The 17,171-nt window shown below is 30.8% G+C and carries 12 protein-coding genes; 7 read left to right on the top strand and 5 right to left on the bottom strand.

The annotated features are described in order from the left end of the window. Positions 1–216: 216 nt before the first annotated feature. The 5 genes from V5784_RS07650 to lon all read right to left on the bottom strand — a co-directional run bounded on the left by V5784_RS07650 (position 217) and on the right by lon (position 5,657). Positions 217–963 carry a GGDEF domain-containing protein gene (locus tag V5784_RS07650; RefSeq protein ID WP_336888438.1) on the bottom strand — a complete coding sequence of 249 codons (747 nt, stop codon included), beginning with the start codon at positions 961–963 and terminating at the stop codon, positions 217–219. Positions 964–981: 18 nt separating this feature from the next. Continuing rightward, positions 982–1,731, bottom strand: coding sequence for a CHASE4 domain-containing protein (locus V5784_RS07645; RefSeq protein ID WP_336888437.1), 750 nt, complete (start codon positions 1,729–1,731; stop codon positions 982–984). Positions 1,732–1,928: 197 nt separating this feature from the next. Next, on the bottom strand, positions 1,929–2,654 hold the full coding sequence (locus V5784_RS07640; RefSeq protein WP_336888439.1) for an NAD(P)H-hydrate dehydratase: 726 nt from the start codon (positions 2,652–2,654) through the stop codon (positions 1,929–1,931). Between the two features lie 167 nt (positions 2,655–2,821). Beyond that, positions 2,822–2,983 carry a hypothetical protein gene (locus V5784_RS07635; protein ID WP_336888436.1) on the bottom strand — a complete coding sequence of 54 codons (162 nt, stop codon included), beginning with the start codon at positions 2,981–2,983 and terminating at the stop codon, positions 2,822–2,824. Positions 2,984–3,287: 304 nt separating this feature from the next. Then, a complete protein-coding gene (gene lon / locus V5784_RS07630; RefSeq protein WP_336888435.1) occupies positions 3,288–5,657 on the bottom strand; it encodes an endopeptidase La in 2,370 nt (789 codons plus the stop codon). Between the two features lie 228 nt (positions 5,658–5,885). Here lon and V5784_RS07625 point away from each other — a divergent pair, with 228 nt between their 5' ends. The 7 genes from V5784_RS07625 (at position 5,886) to V5784_RS07595 (ending at position 16,941) form a co-directional block, all read left to right on the top strand. Beyond that, entirely contained in the window at positions 5,886–8,345 is a 2,460-nt protein-coding gene (locus V5784_RS07625) for an AMP-binding protein (protein ID WP_336888434.1), read from the top strand. After that, positions 8,342–10,810, top strand: coding sequence for an AMP-binding protein (locus tag V5784_RS07620; protein WP_336888433.1), 2,469 nt, complete (start codon positions 8,342–8,344; stop codon positions 10,808–10,810). Before V5784_RS07625 ends, V5784_RS07620 begins: the two co-directional genes overlap by 4 nt. A gap of 458 nt (positions 10,811–11,268) precedes the next feature. Further along, positions 11,269–12,801 (top strand): alanine/glycine:cation symporter family protein, encoded by a 1,533-nt coding sequence (locus V5784_RS07615; RefSeq protein ID WP_336888432.1) that lies wholly within the window; start codon positions 11,269–11,271, stop codon positions 12,799–12,801. Between the two features lie 89 nt (positions 12,802–12,890). Next, positions 12,891–13,478, top strand: coding sequence for a methyltransferase domain-containing protein (locus V5784_RS07610; protein WP_336888431.1), 588 nt, complete (start codon positions 12,891–12,893; stop codon positions 13,476–13,478). Next, entirely contained in the window at positions 13,475–14,140 is a 666-nt protein-coding gene (locus tag V5784_RS07605; RefSeq protein ID WP_336888430.1) for a SprT family zinc-dependent metalloprotease, read from the top strand. The genes V5784_RS07610 and V5784_RS07605 overlap by 4 nt, the downstream gene beginning before the upstream one ends. After that, positions 14,121–14,870, top strand: coding sequence for an HNH endonuclease (locus V5784_RS07600; RefSeq protein WP_336888429.1), 750 nt, complete (start codon positions 14,121–14,123; stop codon positions 14,868–14,870). Before V5784_RS07605 ends, V5784_RS07600 begins: the two co-directional genes overlap by 20 nt. A 151-nt stretch (positions 14,871–15,021) precedes the next feature. Further along, positions 15,022–16,941 (top strand): amino acid permease, encoded by a 1,920-nt coding sequence (locus V5784_RS07595; protein ID WP_336888428.1) that lies wholly within the window; start codon positions 15,022–15,024, stop codon positions 16,939–16,941. Positions 16,942–17,171: the final 230 nt, after the last annotated feature.

Raw genomic sequence — 17,171 nt, 5'->3', positions numbered from 1 at the left:
TTCATATATGCTAAAATGTTTATATCCTTTTTTCATAAATTAACTCCTTTAATGTTTGTTGTCGTAACTACATTATATCGGTTTTTATGAAAAAAGGTCTTTTTTTATTTCAAGTGGTCGACTTGAAATGATTATACACCGATTATACTCTATCAACTAAGAAGGTTAAAATTAATTTACACTAAATTTGGGATACGCCCATAAAACACCTCTTTTTTAAATTTTTTCAACATATATCCTTTCCAGAAACTTCTTTCTATGTCTTTTATTTTTATACATATTGATATCTGCTATATTAACATATTCATCTAAAGTTTTATTTTCTCGACATTCTGCTATTCCTATACTGATACTATGTGTATATTCTTTTTTAGATTCATTATCATAATTTTTTAAACTTTTTTCAATTTCATTAAATAATAGATTTACCTCTAATAAGTTTAACCTGTTAAATCCCAGAATAAACTCATCACCTCCAAATCTCAAAAAAATATCTTTAGATTCTAATTTTTTTTCTATAATTTTTACAATATTTTTAATTAATTTATCTCCCTCTTCATGGGAATATTTGTCATTTACATATTTTAAGTTATTTATATCTATAAAAGCTATTATAAATATTTCATTGTTATTTTGAGCTCTTTTAAACTTTTTTCCTAATTTTTCAAAACCCATATGCCTGTTTAAAATTCCGGTCATTACATCATAGGTAGCTAGACCGTATAATCTTTCCTTCATAACCTCAATGTCTACCAATAAAATATTTATATTTCTTCCTAAATTACCGCTCTCGTCTTTACCTTTAGTCCTAAGACGTTTCCCCAAATCCTGACACTCTATTATTTCCCTTACCGAATGATCCATCTTTCTTAATCTTTTTACTATAATCTGTTCCATAAATATATATATAGAAAATACTAAGATTATAAAATTAACAACCAGTAAAACTATATATTTTTTCACATTTTGTCTTCCCTAGGATCAGTATATCAGCATTCCTTTGATTATCAAAATAACACTTCCTCCCGATAGAGTTGAGATATACAGTTTATTATATATTCTGTCCTTACCTATATTAATTTTATATGGGATTTTTAATTTTTGAGAAGTTCCTGCCATACTAAGTTGAATTCCTAATTTTTCTTCTATAGCCATAACCCTATTTTTATTTAAAAAATAACCCATTATTAAATTACCATTTGATTTTTTCACATTCTTACTATCGCTTATCTTCAAATTAGAAAAAACAATAGCTTCTTTACCTTCTCCAACGAGCACCCCTGTTTTCTCTGTATAATCAGAAATTTTTTTTGCTATCATCTCAATTTTTCCCCTAGAAATTTTTTTCTCTGATAAATCATCATAACTCTGTTGATATAAGGTTTGCCCGTGGTCATCCTGAAAAATAATGAAATTTAAATTTAAATCGGATAATATCCCATATAATACTCCATAATCTAAATTACTCTTTATAAATATTTCCCCTACTTTGTCATCTCCTTCTATAAATCCATAGGTATCATCCCACTTACTCCAGTCAATATTAATTTTTTCTAAATCTTTATACATTCCTTGAAATTCATGGTCTATCAAATGATATATAGATTCCGATCTAAGAATCTCTAAATTTTTATAATCTCTATCTATTGATTTTTTTAAATAAACAAACATAAATATAAAAACTAGTACATTTGAAATAGTCACAGCAGTTAACATTTTTTTCCTCAGCATATATAATGCTCCCTTATTGATAATTAATACATATATTATACTTATAAATTAATTTGAATTACAAGGATATTTTTCATATCTATGAAAAATATCATGAGGTAATACCACTTTTGCCAAATTAGTAACTCTTATCTTTGAAATTTTTTCATATAGATAGGTAGGTATTCTATTATATCTCTTGCTGTAACGCAAAACCTTTACTTTGATAATTCATCTCCTATATAACCATGAATATAAGCTCCCATATAAGTAGCTTCCAATAATTCATATCCCTGGGCTATTAAAGAGGCAATTATACCTGTAAGGGAATCTCCCATACCTCCATTTGCCATGGCAGGATTTCTATTTGTATTTATATATACGTCTTTTCCGTCAGTAATAAGAGTCCTGTGTCCTTTTAAGAGTAAAACTACATTATGAGTATGGGCAAATTCTTTAGCAATGTTTAATCTATCTTTTTTAATTTCTTCTATATCTAATCCAGTGAGTCTTGAAAACTCTCCTAAATGAGGAGTTAAAACTATTTTTTCCCCTCTCAATAATTTCATATTTTTATGGAGTACATTTATTCCATCTGCATCTATTACCATGGAACACGTAGAATTAACTAAAGTATATTTTAAAATATTTAAAGTCTTCTCCATTCCCATCCCGGGTCCAAAAGCTATCACAGTAGCAGCTTTTAGTAATTTTTTTAATCTTATATCATTTGATAATGTACAGCTCATAGCTTCTAAAATATTTGAGCACACAGTACTTTCAATCCCATCTTCTACATAAAGAGTTACAAGACCTGCTCCTGATCTCACTGCTGAGTTAGCTGTAATTACAGGTGCTCCCGTGAATCCTCGACTTCCTCCTATTACTATTACATGACCATAATTCTCTTTATATCCTTCAATATTTCTTTTTTTTAAAACTATATCTTTTTTTCCATAATTACTCCTTCTATAGTAAATTTAGAACTATTCAGCTGGTATTTTAAACTTATACATATTTTAAAAATTAAATTTATAATTTCCAAAGATAATAAAAAAATAAAGAAGTCAAAGACTCCTTTATTCAAAAACTATTTAAAATGGCTTATTTTTTAATCTTTTATCCTTATTCCAGTAGTACTGAGTACAGTTACTATCATAGGTATTGAATATAAATATTTAATCTCTATTTCATCCTTTAATTCCAACCCATCATAGATATATACATCTAAGCCATCTACACTATATTTAGTAAATCCATTCTCATTTTCCATCTCTTTTATTGCTTCAACCCGAAGCGACTGGGCACCAGCACATCAACCACCTTTAGCTGTTATAATAGAAATTTTTATAATATTAAGATTTTTTTTAGCCATATATATTTTTAATTTTTCATGAATTAACATCATTGTTAGAACTCCATATATATTAATATAACAGTATTATATCATAGTTTATTTATTTAGTAATAAAGTTTTATATCTCAACGTTATCGGACTTTAAATGCTAGATGTTTAAAGGTTGTATTAATTAGAGATGAAATCCTAAAATTAATACAATCTTTATTAGGTAAATACTTTAAAATACTACTTCTAATATATCTTCGAAATAATCAGCATAATGTACTGTGATTCCTTCTTTTATATAATCGGGTAGTCTCTCAAAATCAGTTTTATTGTCTTTTGGAAATAATAACGTATCTATTCCTACCCTTCTTGCAGCTATTGTTTTTTCCCTTACTCCTCCAATAGGTAATATTTTTCCAGTCAGTGTGATCTCGCCAGTCATAGCTAAATTATTTTTAATTGATTTATTTTTAGCCAGTGAATATAAAGCCAGTGCCATAGTTACTCCAGCGGAAGGTCCATCTTTCGGAGTAGCACCTTCTGGTACATGAAGATGAATACTGTGTTTATCAAAGAAATCTTTTTTATCTTCATCACAGTCTTCCCTACACATCAAAGATTTTACGTATGAATAGGCGATAATTGAAGATTCTCTCATTACATCTCCCAATTGACCTGTTTGCTTAAATCCGCCTTGATGACCTATAACTCTTGCTTCTATATATAGAGTAACTCCTCCCATAGATGTCCAAGCTAATCCCAGTGTAACTCCAGGTATATTTTTATTATATAGTTCTTCAGTTGTGAAAATTGGTTTACCTAAAAATTCTTCCATATTATTTTTATTTACACTTATTTTTCTATGTTCCCCTTCGGCAATTTTTAGAGTAGCTTTTCTCATAATTTTTTTAATATTTTTTTCTAACCCTCTTACTCCTGCTTCTCTAGCATATTTATCAATAATTTCTTTCAGTGTCGGAGCTGAGATTGATATTTCTTTTTTTGTTAATCCATGTTCTTCCATTTGATGCGGAATCAGATATTTCTTTGCTATCTCTTCTTTTTCCTCTAGTATATAACCTGGTAGTTGAATTAATTCCATCCTGTCTAAGAGTGGTCTGGGGATAGTGTCTAACTGATTGGCTGTAGTTATAAATAAAATTTTAGATAGATCAAACCTTACATCCAAATAGTGGTCTAAAAATTCTACATTTTGCTCTGGATCTAATACCTCTAAGAGAGCTGATGCTGGATCCCCTTGATAACTGTTCCCAATTTTGTCTATTTCATCTAACATTATTATTGGATTTGCTGTTCCAACTTTTTTTAAAGCCTGTAATATCTTTCCTGGCATAGCACCGATATAAGTTCTTCTATGACCTTTTATCTCAGCTTCATCTTTCATCCCACCTACAGAAAATCGAAAAAATTCACGATTTAATGCATTTGCAATTGATTTTCCAATGGAAGTCTTCCCCACACCTGGAGGCCCTACTAAACAAAGGATAGCACCACTTACAGTTCCGGTTTTCATAATGGTACTAATAAATTCTAAAATATTATTTTTAACATCCTGTAATCCATAGTGATCTTCATCCAGTTTTTTTCTCGATTTATTTATATCCAAACTGTCGTTTGAATAGACTCCCCACGGCAGCTCTGCTATGGCTAAAAGGTAGGATCTCACTACATTATACTCAGGAGAATGGCTGTCTAATAATTTCAATTTTTCTATTTGTTCCTCCACAGTCTTTAATGCTTCTTCACTTAGAGTTTTTCCCTCTAACATCTGTAGTATTTTTTCAACTTCGCTCTCTTGATCGTCTTTTTCCATTCCTAATTCTTTTTTTATTAATTTTAATTGTTCCCTTAAAAAATATTCTTTTTGTTGTTTACTCACTTTTTCTTCAATTTGTTTTTGAAGTTTTTGTTGGAGATGCGATATCTCTAATTCTTTTTTCAACATCGTTAATATCAGCCTACTTCTCTTAGCTAGATCCCATTCCTCCAAAACCTCTTGCAGGTTTTTATTTTCTGTTTTTAGCATAGAAGTAATCAGATCCATAAGTACACCTGGTCTTTCATAATTTACCTGGGTCATAAGTAATTTTAGTTCCTCTTGCAAAATTGGATTAACCTTAAAAATTTCCCTTAAAGATGTCATAATTGCTAGCATATAAGCACGAATTTCATCATTTGGAGGTCCCTCCTCTCCCTCGTCGTATTCTACATTCCAAATGATATTAGGTTCTTTCATTTTCACTTTTAATAGTTCAAATCTATTCAAGCCTTGAACTATTATCTGAATTGTATTAGCTGAAAGAGGTGTTATCTTATGAATTTTCACTATTGTTCCAACTTCATATAGCTCTGATTTAAAAATATCAAATTGATTTAATTCTTTTACAAAAACTAAACCTAATAATCTATTTTCGGTCTCCTCTACCATTTTGATAGTTTTTAAAAAAACTTCTCCTGAAAAAGTTATAGGGATCATAATATTTGGAAATATTGGTCTTGTTAGCATTGGCAAAATTATTAAATTCTCTGGCAAAATATGTTCTACGTTAATTAATTGACTACTATTTTCTTGTGCATACATGGTCAACCCCCCTTATGAAATATTTTATTGTTGAATAATAATTTATACCTTCTTTATTCATATTTTCCTATTAAATTAATTTTAAAACAAAAATTATATACTTCCCTTATATTCTGAAACAGACGAGGTAACTCTTTTATTCGTATTTCCCCTTGAGTATGTTTGTTTTACATCAATAAATATAGTATAATAAGTTGAAATATTTATTAATAATTTAGGAGGAATATCATGAAATTTATTATTTCAAGAGACAAACCAGCTCTAATATACAAAGAAACCGAAATTTCGTATAAAGAATTAGTAAGAAACATTTTATATTATTCAGACATGTTAACATTAGAAAATCCAGAAGATAAAGTCTTAGTGTTTTTAGAAAATCGGCCTGAAATCGCATATGCTATCTTCTCTTCTTGGGAAAAAAATGGTATCTCTATTACAGTAGATGCCAGTAGTTCCCCCAAAGAACTTGCTTATTTTATTAGAGATGCAAAACCTATGTATCTATACACAAGTAATAAAAACATTGAAATTGCTAAGGAAGCGGTAGAGCTCTCAAGTGAAAATGTCATCATTATTAACTTAGATGAGGTGAAAGTCCCCGATTCCTATGTAGGAAAGAAAGACTATATTGAAGCTCCAGTTGGAGATCAAACAGTGTTGCTTCTATATACTTCTGGTACTACTGGTAACCCAAAAGGTGTAATGCTTACTATGAAAAATTTGCTTTCTAATATAGATAATATTGAACAAATTGGAATATATCGTGAAGTCGATAGAATCCTTGCACTTTTACCACTACACCACATTTTACCACTTGTTGGTTGTCTGCTAGCACCAACAAAAGTTGGAGCTACAATTGTTATTTTAGATGATCTTTCCTCGGCAGCGATAAAAGGTGCTATGCAAAAATATAAGATCACTCTATTTCTAGGAGTTCCTAGACTTTGGGAGATGTTCCACAAAGGAATTATGGAAAAAATCAACAGTAATTTTGTTGCCAAAACATTGTTTAAATTAGTTGCTATGACTAATAATATTGAATTAGGTAAAAAAATATTTAAAAAAGTTCAAGATGGCTTTGGTGGAGAGATGCATATTATGATTTCTGGTGGAGCTAAGATCGATCCTCAAATTATAAAAGACTTCCATACTCTAGGATTTCATCTAATCGAGGGTTATGGTCTCACAGAAACATCACCGATCCTTACTTTCAATAGATATGATGATATGAGGCCGGGATCTTGTGGCGCACCCCTTCCTGGGATAGAATTAAAAATAGCCAATGATGGGGAGATTATAGTTCGTGGAGCAAATATTATGAAAGGTTATTTCAATAATCCTGAAGCTACTGCTGAAATAATCGATAAAAATAGATGGCTCCATACTGGAGATTTAGGAGAATTAAAAGATGGATATCTTTATATTGTCGGTAGAAAAAAAGAGATGATCGTTCTAGCTAATGGTAAAAATATCAACCCTTCCGATATTGAGATGGAAATCCTGAAAAGAACTGACCTAATCAAAGAGATAGCTATTACAGAGCATAAGAGCCATCTAGTAGCTATAGTTTATCCTGATTTTGCAGCAATGGAAAATGAAGGTGTAAAGAATATAGGAGAAAAAATAAAATGGGATATCATAGATCCTTATAACGTAGAAGCTCCTAATTATCGAAAAATATTAGATATTAAGATAGTCCAAGATGAACTGCCTAAAACAAAATTAGGAAAACTTCGGAGATTTAAATTGAAAGATCTTTTAGAAGAGAAAAAAAAAGTGGTAGAAAAAGTAGACGAACCTACCACTGAAGAATATAGAATACTAAAGGAATTCATCTTAAAATTAAAGGGAACTACTCCTAACCCAAAGGATCATTTTGAACTAGATCTAGGTATGGATTCTCTTGATTTTGTTGAACTTCTATCATTTATTGGAAATAATTTCAATATCACTCTACTCGATGATGAAATATCAAAGTATCCTACGCTGTTTGATCTAGCTAATTTTTTACATAGTAAAGGTGTTGAAATTACCGAAAAAGAAACAGACTGGTCTGAGATATTAAGCCATGATACAGATGTTTTTATCCCTCAATCTAGTTTTAGTTTAAAATTTGCAAAGTGTATGTTGTCCCCTTTCTTCAACAGTCGTGTGAAAGTAAAGACAAGCGGATTAGAAAATATTACCAATAAACCAACTATCTTTATAGGAAATCATCAAAGTATGCTGGATGCATTTATCTTAAACAATGCTTTAGATAAAAAAATATTACAAAATACCTATTATTTAGCCGTTGACAAGCACTTTAACGGTTCATTTAAAAAATGGATAGCTAATCATGGAAATATCATACTTCTAGATGTAAATAGTAATTTAACCGAAACTCTACACGCAGCAGCTATGGTTCTGCGTCAAGGGAAAAACTTAGTTATATTCCCTGAAGGAGCTAGAAGCAGAGATGGTGAGATGACAGAGTTTAAAAAAGCCTTTGCAATCTTAAGTAAAACATTAAATGTACCTATTCAACCATTTGTTATCGATGGGGCTTATAAAGCTATGCCTGTTGGAACTAAGTTCCCAAAATCGACAGATGTTAATTTAAAATTTTTACCTCCTATTTCTCCTGATAATTTAGAGATAAATGAGATAGTAAAAAAGAGTGAACGTACTATTCAGGAGGCGTTATGAAATTTATCACCTTTAGAGATAAACCAGCAATAATATATGGAGAAAACAAACTTTCTTTTAAAGAATTAATCAGAAAATCCTTATATTTTTCAGAAAAATTAAACTTAGAAGAACCAGAAGATAAAGTTGTTGTCTTTTTAGAAAACCGTCCTGAGATCGCTCAAGCTGTATTTTCTATTTGGGAGAAAAATGGAACTTCTATAAACATTGATGCTACCAGTAGTTTTACTGAGATTGCTTATTTTTTAAAAGATGCCCAACCTAAATATTTTTATACAAGTAATAAAAATTTAGAAATTGCCAAAAAAGGGATCCAATTATCTGGTTTAGATATTTCTATTATCAATGTAGATGAGATTTCTATCCCTGATAATTATATAGCTAAAAAAGATTATCTGGAATCCCCCGCAGGGAATCAAACAGTCCTTTTACTGTATACATCAGGAACTACTGGAGATCCAAAAGGGGTTATGCTCACCATGAATAACCTTATGTCAAATATCAATACCATTATAAAGTTTGGTCTATTTCATGAATATGATAGAGCTTTAGCTCTTTTACCCCTACACCATATCTTACCCCTTATGGGATCGCTCATAGCCCCCCTATATGTAGGAGCTACAGTAGTAATCGTAGATGATCTTTCATCTGCGGGAATAAAAAATGCCTTACAAAAGCATAAGATAACTCTATTCGTAGGAGTCCCAAGGTTATGGGAGATGTTCCACAAGGGAATTATGGAACAAATAAATTCCAACTTTATAGCTAAAACACTATTTAAACTAGTTGCTATGACAAATAATAAAAAATTGGGTAAAAAAATATTTAAGAAGGTTCAGGATGGATTTGGTGGAGAAATGTATATTATGGTTTCAGGTGGTGCTAAGATCGATCCACAGATTATAAAAGATTTTAAAACCCTTGGATTCTCATTGGTGGAAGGATTTGGATTAACCGAAACTGCTCCTATGCTAACCTTGACATATCCCGACGATATCGTCCCTGGATCTTGTGGTGTACCCTTAAATGGTGTGGAAGTTAAGATCAATGATGATAAAGAGGTCGTAGTTCGTGGTGCTAATGTTATGAAAGGTTATTATAATAAACCTGAAGCTACTGCCGAAGCTATTGATTCAGATGGATGGTTTCGTACTGGGGATCTAGGTGAACTCAAAGATGGTCATCTCTATATTATTGGCAGGAAAAAAGAAATGATAGTTCTGCCTAATGGTAAAAATATCAATCCACAGGATATAGAAGATAATATTATGAAAAGAACTAATTTAATTTCTGAATTAGCTGTTACTGAGCATAAAAGCCATCTAGTTGCAATTGTATATCCTAATTTTGCAATGATTGAACAAGAGGGGATTAAAAATATAAGTGAAGCTATAAAATGGAATGTCATAAATCCATACAATGTCGAAGCTCCTAATTATAGAAAAATATTAGATATCAAGATCGTACAGGAGGAACTCCCTAAAACAAAACTAGGAAAACTTAGAAGATTTAAGTTGAAAGATCTATTAGAGGAGAAAAAAAGAGTCGTAGAGAAAGTTATAGAACCAACCATAAAAGAATATATAATATTGAAAAAATTTATAGAAAAATTAAAAGGTCTATCTCCTACCCCAAAAGATCATTTTGAATTAGATCTAGGAATGGATTCTTTGGATTTTGTAGAATTACTTTCCTTTGTAGGAAATACATTTAACATTACCATTATGGAGGATGAACTTTTTCAATATCCAACTCTATATGAGCTCTCTAAATTTCTACATGACAAGGGTGTAAAGATCACAGAAAAAGAAAATGACTGGTCCAAAATATTAAATAAGGATATCGATGTTTTTATCCCTAAATCTAGTATAGCCTTAAAAATTGCAAAATGTATCTTAACTCCATTTTTTAAGGGATACATTAAAATAAATAAAAGTGGAATGAAAAACATCACTAACCAACCAGCTATCTTCATTGGAAATCATCAAAGTTTCTTAGATGGTTTTATACTCAATACAGCTCTAAATAAAGAAATATTAGAAAATACCTATTACTTGGCTGTATCGAAACATTTTAAAGGTTCATTTAAAAAATGGGGTGCTAATCATGGAAATATAATTCTTTTAGATGTTGATAATAACTTAAGTGAAACTTTACAGGCTGCTGCTATGGTGCTCCGTCAGGGGAAAAATCTAATTATATTCCCAGAGGGGACTAGAAGCAGGGATGGAGAGATGGCACAGTTTAAAAAAGCTTTTGCTATTCTAAGTAAAACTTTAAATGTTCCAATTCAACCATTTGTCATCGATGGTGCTTATAAAGCTATGCCTGTTGGAAATAAATTTCCTAAATCTACAAATATTGATCTAACATTTCTTTCTCCTCTATATCCTAAAGATTTAGAGATAAATGAAATTGTGAAAAAAAGTGAAGATATAATTAAAAAACACCTAAAAAGTGATTAAAATTTATTTTTTCAACACAATCAAAATACGGAAATAATTTAATCAAATAGTTATTTATTTCACATACAAGGTTGTATTATTTTACGAACTTATGTTGTAAATATCAATTATTTTGATGTTTATACATATAAATTATAATGTTATAACATTATAATTTCTAAAAATAAATCCCTGTCTATGTGCAGGGATTTATTTATTTTACTATAATTATATAATAATTTTTTATAACAAAAAAAAAAATTTACAACAAGAAAATTCGACTATAAAAAGAAAAAATTCACAATATTACAAGGAGATCTCTTAATCGTGTCCTAGAAACAAATGAAGTGTATGTTTCTAGGTTTGACTTCTTGTTTGTAGGGTGCTATCCTTTAATTGTTAACTAAAGAAAAAAACTAGTGTTCCAAATTACAGATCGAATTTCAATTATTTATATTGTATTTAAACGGAGGTATTTTATGGAAAGTTTTATTAATGGGTTAAATGGTATTATTTGGTCACCGCTACTTGTCTATCTTTGTCTTGGAGCAGGACTATTCTTCACTCTAAAGATTGGAGGAGCACAATTTACAATGATCAAAGAAATGATAAGGTTATTAATGGGAAAAGATGTTAAACCAGGAGAAAGATCTAAAGATTCAATAAGTGGATTTGAGGCAATGTGTATGTCAGTTTCTGGAAGAGTAGGAACAGGAAACATTGCAGGAGTTGCCACAGCAATTGCTTTAGGAGGACCGGGATCTATCTTTTGGTTATGGGTTATCTCACTTCTAGGTGCAGCTTCATCATATGTTGAATCTACATTGGGACAACTATATAAAGAAAAAATTGAAGGCGGATACAGAGGAGGACCAGCTTATTACTTTAAGAAAGGTTTATTAGGTGGTAAAGCTTGGTATGGTAACTTATTTGCTATTGTAACTGTAGCCGGGATGACATTCTTTATGCCTTCTGTGCAAGCTAATGTAATTGCAGGATCTGTGTATACAGCTACTGGTATCCCTACATGGGCAACAGGATTAGCAATAGTTATAATGTTAGGAATAATTATATTTGGTGGTGCTAAAAGGATAGCTAAATTTGCTGGTGTAGTAGTTCCATTTATGGCTATAGCCTATATCCTTGTGGCTATCATAGTACTAGCTTTAAATGTTGGAGATATTATTCCATCATTATCATTAATTATTAGATCCGCATTTGGTCAAGAAGAAGCCTTTGCTGGTATCGTAGGTGCCGCTGTTATGTGGGGAGTTAAAAGAGGTATCTATTCTAATGAAGCTGGACAAGGTACTGGTCCTGCATCTGCTGCTGCCGCTGACACTTCACATCCTGCTAAACAGGGATTAATACAAACTTTCTCTATATATATAGACTCTGTATTCGTGTGTACAGCAACTGCACTGATGATCATCATCACTGGTGCATATAAAGTTTTCGCTCCCAATGGAAAGGCAATATTCTCAGGATTTGGATCTACTGCTGAGATGACAATGTCTACTATTGGGCCACTAAATACAACTGCAGCATTGGATGCTGGTATTGGTTATGGAGCTTATATTGTAGCGGTAGCTATCATGTTCTTTGCTTTTACAACAATCCTAGCTTATTTCTGGAATGGGGACACAGCTTCAATTTACCTATTCGGAGACGAAGCTTCAGGTAAAAAAATTAGAAAAATATTAAGTGTACTGTTTTTAGCATTTGTATTCCTAGGTACAATTATGTCTGGTGGTCTTGCTTGGACACTTGGTGATATTGGTGTAGGAATGATGGCATGGGTTAATATAGTAGGTATCTTAATTATGTTTAAACCATCTGTATTATGTTTAAAAGATTATAAAGCTAGAATGAAAAACGGAACTCAAGATAACTGGGATTTCAATCCTAATGAAATTGGAATTAAAGGTGATTTCAAACTTTGGGATGATATAAGAATAAAAGGTAGAAATGCACAACCAACAGAAGCAGAAGCAGAATTAGAAGTTTCATAATATTAAAATCTAAAGCCATAAACAAAGTCATTTGTTTATGGATTTTTCTATTGTATAATCATATTAGAAAAAACAATAGGAGGATAAATATGAGTAACTTTAATGAGCGTGCAAAAGATTGGGATACAGAGTCAAAAATAGAACGCAGCAATGCCATCGCCAGGTCGATAAAAAATAATATAAAATTAAATAAAAATATGAATATCTTGGACTTTGGATGTGGTACTGGATTACTAATTTTTCCTTTAATAGAGGAGGTTGGAGCAGTCCACGGGATAGATCTTGCTCCTAATATGCTGGATATTTTAAAAGGAAAAGGAAAAGGTTATAAAAATTTAACCACTGAACTTACAGGAATATTTGAAATCACTTCAACCTTCGATCTAATTATGAGTTCTATGGTTATGCATCATATCGAAAATATCACTAAATTAGCAGTAAAACTATATGATTCTTTAAATCTTGATGGAATAATAGCCATTGCAGATCTAATGGAAGAAGATGGTTCATTTCATGATTCATTGGATGGAATCTACTCTCTGGGATTCTCAAATGAATTTCTAGAGAAAATTTTTAGAGGTGCAGGATTTAAAGAGATAAAGGTAGTTGAAAATATTTTTATTATAGAAAAGAACAATAAAAAATATGCACTATTCTTACTAATTGGAAAAAGATGATAAAAAAATATAAGATAAACATTGGAAATATCCAGAGAGAACTCAGTATAATCAAGAAAAAAAAGAAAAACATCTCCCTCCAGGTAAAACCATCTATGGAGATTATTTTAAGTATCCCTATGAGCGTTTCCTATTCCTATGGGTTAAAATTGGTAGAAGATAAATATGCTTGGATAGAGGATAAATTGGAAAAATATTCGGCTCTAGTTGATAATTCAGGGGTTTATTATCTCGGAAAACTCTATCCTTTAAAGATAGAAAAATCTGAGATTCCCATAAAGATAGAGGAAGAAAATATAATTTCCAATAGCTCTGAGAATTTTGATCTAATCTTAAGTCAATGGTATCACCAAAAAATAAAAAGGATTTTAGAGAGTTATCTTGAAAAATATACTAAACTTATGGATCTTTACCCTGAGAAGATAAAGATTAAACCATTAAAATCTGCCTGGGGAATCTGCTATTCTAGCGGAACTCTCACTTTCAACCTTAACCTTATAAAAGTTCCACTAGATGTAATTGAGTACTTGGTAGTGCATGAACTAGGACACCTAAAATACCCCAACCATTCTAAGAAATATTGGGAATATATAGGAGAATATATAAAAGATCCAAAATCTTACCGCAGATGGCTCAGAAAAAATGGATATAAATTTATATAGGGGGAATCCTTATGGGATAGATGAACTTATTAAAAAAAAGGAAGAGATTGCATATAGAATAATCAAAGGGGATTTTAGGAGTAAGATTCCCTTTAATGTTACCAAAAAAAGAATTTGTAAAATATTTAAAATTAAGGGGAAACGATATGAAAGACATAAAATTATAGATTCCAATTTTACCTATGCTGATCGCCAATGGATAAAACATCTATTTGAACATTTCTGTTTTAATTGCGGAAGTAAAAAAAATCTACAAATAGATCATCATATGCCCCTGTCTCTAGGTTATGGTTTGAAAATAGATGATAGGTATAACGCCGTTCTGCTCTGTAAAAAATGCAATAACCAAAAGAGCAGCCTCCTACCTACGAAATTCTATACATCATCTCAACTTAAAATTTTAGAAACAGCCTATGATGTTCAAACTCATAAAGATAAATATATAGAAGATTATAAAAATATAGATATTGAAAATACCGTAGATCTCTATGAAAATTCTCTAAAAGATAAGTCTTTACTGTATTTAGATTATCTAGATTATCTATGGAATCAAAAAAAAATATCTAAATATAGGTTAAAAAAAGGAAGCTTTTATAAGATCTATTACATTAAAGATAAAAAACTACAAATAATTTACGGTAAGATAAAATATAATTTTTTTTGGGGAAAGGTCGATATAAAAAATCTAAAAATAAATTTGCGAGATATTAAAGGGATTCTATTATGGTAAGTTTTCAATACTTACACTTTCTATGGTTTTAAAATACTTATATCAAATGATTATTTAAAATTATCCATTTAATCTTAGTAATAGCTTAATTTGTAATGTCATAAAAATGAAGTATACTCGTATTATTAAAATATAAAAATGAGGTGATATTGTGGAACTAAAAAAAGAACTTGGATACATGGATGTATTTAGCATCTCATCTGGAGCAATGATAAGTTCAGGCATATTTATATTACCTGGAATAGCATTTAGTAAGGCCGGTCCAATGATGATTTTAGGTTACATCCTTGGCGGATTAATTGCTTTTGTAGGAATATTATCTGTTATCGAGCTTATCACTGCCATGCCAAAAGCTGGTGGAGATTATTTTTTTATTGTGAGAACCCTAGGTCCTCTCATAGGAACCATCTCTGGAGTCCTCAGCTGGTTTGCAATCTGTTTGAAAACTGCTTTTGCAATCTTTGGTATAGCAGGAGTTATCGGTGGCATCATCTACGGAAGTAACCTAGACCATCAGACTCTGGTCATTATCTCCTCTATTGTCACATCTATATTTTTAATATTAAATATAATTGGTGTTGAAATTGCCAGCACCTTTGAGGTTGTTTTGGTTATAGGCTTACTCTTCTTAATGGGAATCTTTATAGCTGTTGGTATGTTTAATATCAATATTGATTTTTTTACTCCTTTTGTTCAAATATACGATTTAGTTGATAACAAATTTGAATTAGTTACTAGTGGTGGACCTTTTTCATCTCTAGGAGCAGGGCTTATAATCTCTACAGCAGCCTTTATCTTTGTATCCTTTGGTGGACTTTTAAAAGTCGCTTCTATCTCAGAGGAGGTAAAGAATCCAAAAGTTAATATTCCTAAAGGAATGTTCTCTTCGATTGCAGTTATCATTGTAATATATGCAACTACACTTTTTGTTACTGTAGGAGTCTTACCAGGAGAGCAATTAGCCAATTCACTGACTCCTATTGCTGATGCTGCTCAGATATTAGCTGGAAAACCAGGTTATATAGTCCTCACTATAGCATCTCTTTTAGCCTTTATCTCTACAGCCAATGCTGGAATCATGGCAGCGTCTAGATACCCACTAGCAATGAGCCGAGATAAATTATTCCCTGATTTTGTAGGAAAGGTCAATGAAAAATTTAAAACCCCTATAGTGGCTATTGTATCTACAGGGCTACTCATAGTCGGATCTTTATTATTGCCATTAGAAACACTTGCCAAAACAGCATCAGCCGTTATATTGATGACATATGTCCTTACCAATTTATCGGTGATTATCATCAGAGAAAGTAATCTGTCAAATTACAGACCTTCTTTTATAGCTCCTCTATATCCATGGATACAGATATTTACTATATTTGTATTTACGTATTTTATAACCCAATTAGGAGTATCTGCTATTGAATCTAGTATCGGACTTATTTTTATAAGTTTAGCTATCTATTTTACCTATGGAAAGAAAAATTCCAGCAAAGAATACGCACTTTTACATCTTTTAATAAGAATTACTGATAATCTCAAATTAGGGCATAACTTAGAGAGTGAACTTAGAGATATTATTCATCAAAGAGATGATGTTGTACTTACAGAATTTGATAAAATAGTTATGGAGGCTCCCATTGTAGATCTAAAAAGTTTCACTAGTTTAGAAGAATTGATTAAGTTAGAAGCTGAAAAATTCTCTATTATTTTAGGAAGAAATCATTTAGAATTAGAAAGTCTTTTTTTTGAAAGAGAGAATGAGATAACTACTGCTATATCTGGATTTACAGCTATCCCACACATCGTTTTAGAAGATATAGATACATTCCATATGGCTGTATTTAGATGCAAAGATGGAATTAAATTCAGTGAAAAACACCCAAAAATAAAAGCTGTCTTTTTATTTGTTAGCAGTCCAAAATTAAATAAATTACACCTCCAGACTCTAGCATCTATAGCCACATTGATTAAAGATGAAAAATTTCAAGAAAAATGGTTAGAGGCTAAAGATGAAAATTATTTAAGGGATCTAATTTTACTTAGAAAAAGAAAAAACAAAATAAATAAATAAATATTTATTATTTCGATAAAGCTTTAAAACACTGTTACAAATATATTTTTCAAGATTATAGTTTAAATAATTGATAGAGAGGGGTTCTCCTTTGGTGTATAATCATTTCAAGTCGACCACTTGAAATAAAAAAAGACCTTTTTTCATAAAAACCGATATAATGTAGTTACGACAACAAACATTAAAGGAGTTAATTTATGAAAAAAGGATATAAACATTTTAGCATATAT

This window comes from Psychrilyobacter sp. (assembly GCF_037132775.1).
Lineage (GTDB): Bacteria > Fusobacteriota > Fusobacteriia > Fusobacteriales > Fusobacteriaceae > Psychrilyobacter.
The sequence above is the reverse complement of the archived record's forward strand: the minus strand, read 5'-3'. Positions and strand labels throughout refer to the sequence as shown.

What these genes read in the sequence shown, in the direction of transcription:
- V5784_RS07610 (WP_336888431.1), top strand. Translation starts at nt 12,891, where the DNA reads ATGAGTAACTTTAATGAGCGTGCAAAAGATTGGGATACAGAGTCAAAA.
- V5784_RS07625 (WP_336888434.1), top strand. Translation starts at nt 5,886, where the DNA reads ATGAAATTTATTATTTCAAGAGACAAACCAGCTCTAATATACAAAGAA.
- lon (WP_336888435.1), bottom strand. Translation starts at nt 5,657, where the DNA reads ATGTATGCACAAGAAAATAGTAGTCAATTAATTAACGTAGAACATATT.
- V5784_RS07635 (WP_336888436.1), bottom strand. Translation starts at nt 2,983, where the DNA reads ATGGAAAATGAGAATGGATTTACTAAATATAGTGTAGATGGCTTAGAT.
- V5784_RS07615 (WP_336888432.1), top strand. Translation starts at nt 11,269, where the DNA reads ATGGAAAGTTTTATTAATGGGTTAAATGGTATTATTTGGTCACCGCTA.
- V5784_RS07605 (WP_336888430.1), top strand. Translation starts at nt 13,475, where the DNA reads ATGATAAAAAAATATAAGATAAACATTGGAAATATCCAGAGAGAACTC.
- V5784_RS07600 (WP_336888429.1), top strand. Translation starts at nt 14,121, where the DNA reads ATGGATATAAATTTATATAGGGGGAATCCTTATGGGATAGATGAACTT.
- V5784_RS07645 (WP_336888437.1), bottom strand. Translation starts at nt 1,731, where the DNA reads ATGCTGAGGAAAAAAATGTTAACTGCTGTGACTATTTCAAATGTACTA.
- V5784_RS07620 (WP_336888433.1), top strand. Translation starts at nt 8,342, where the DNA reads ATGAAATTTATCACCTTTAGAGATAAACCAGCAATAATATATGGAGAA.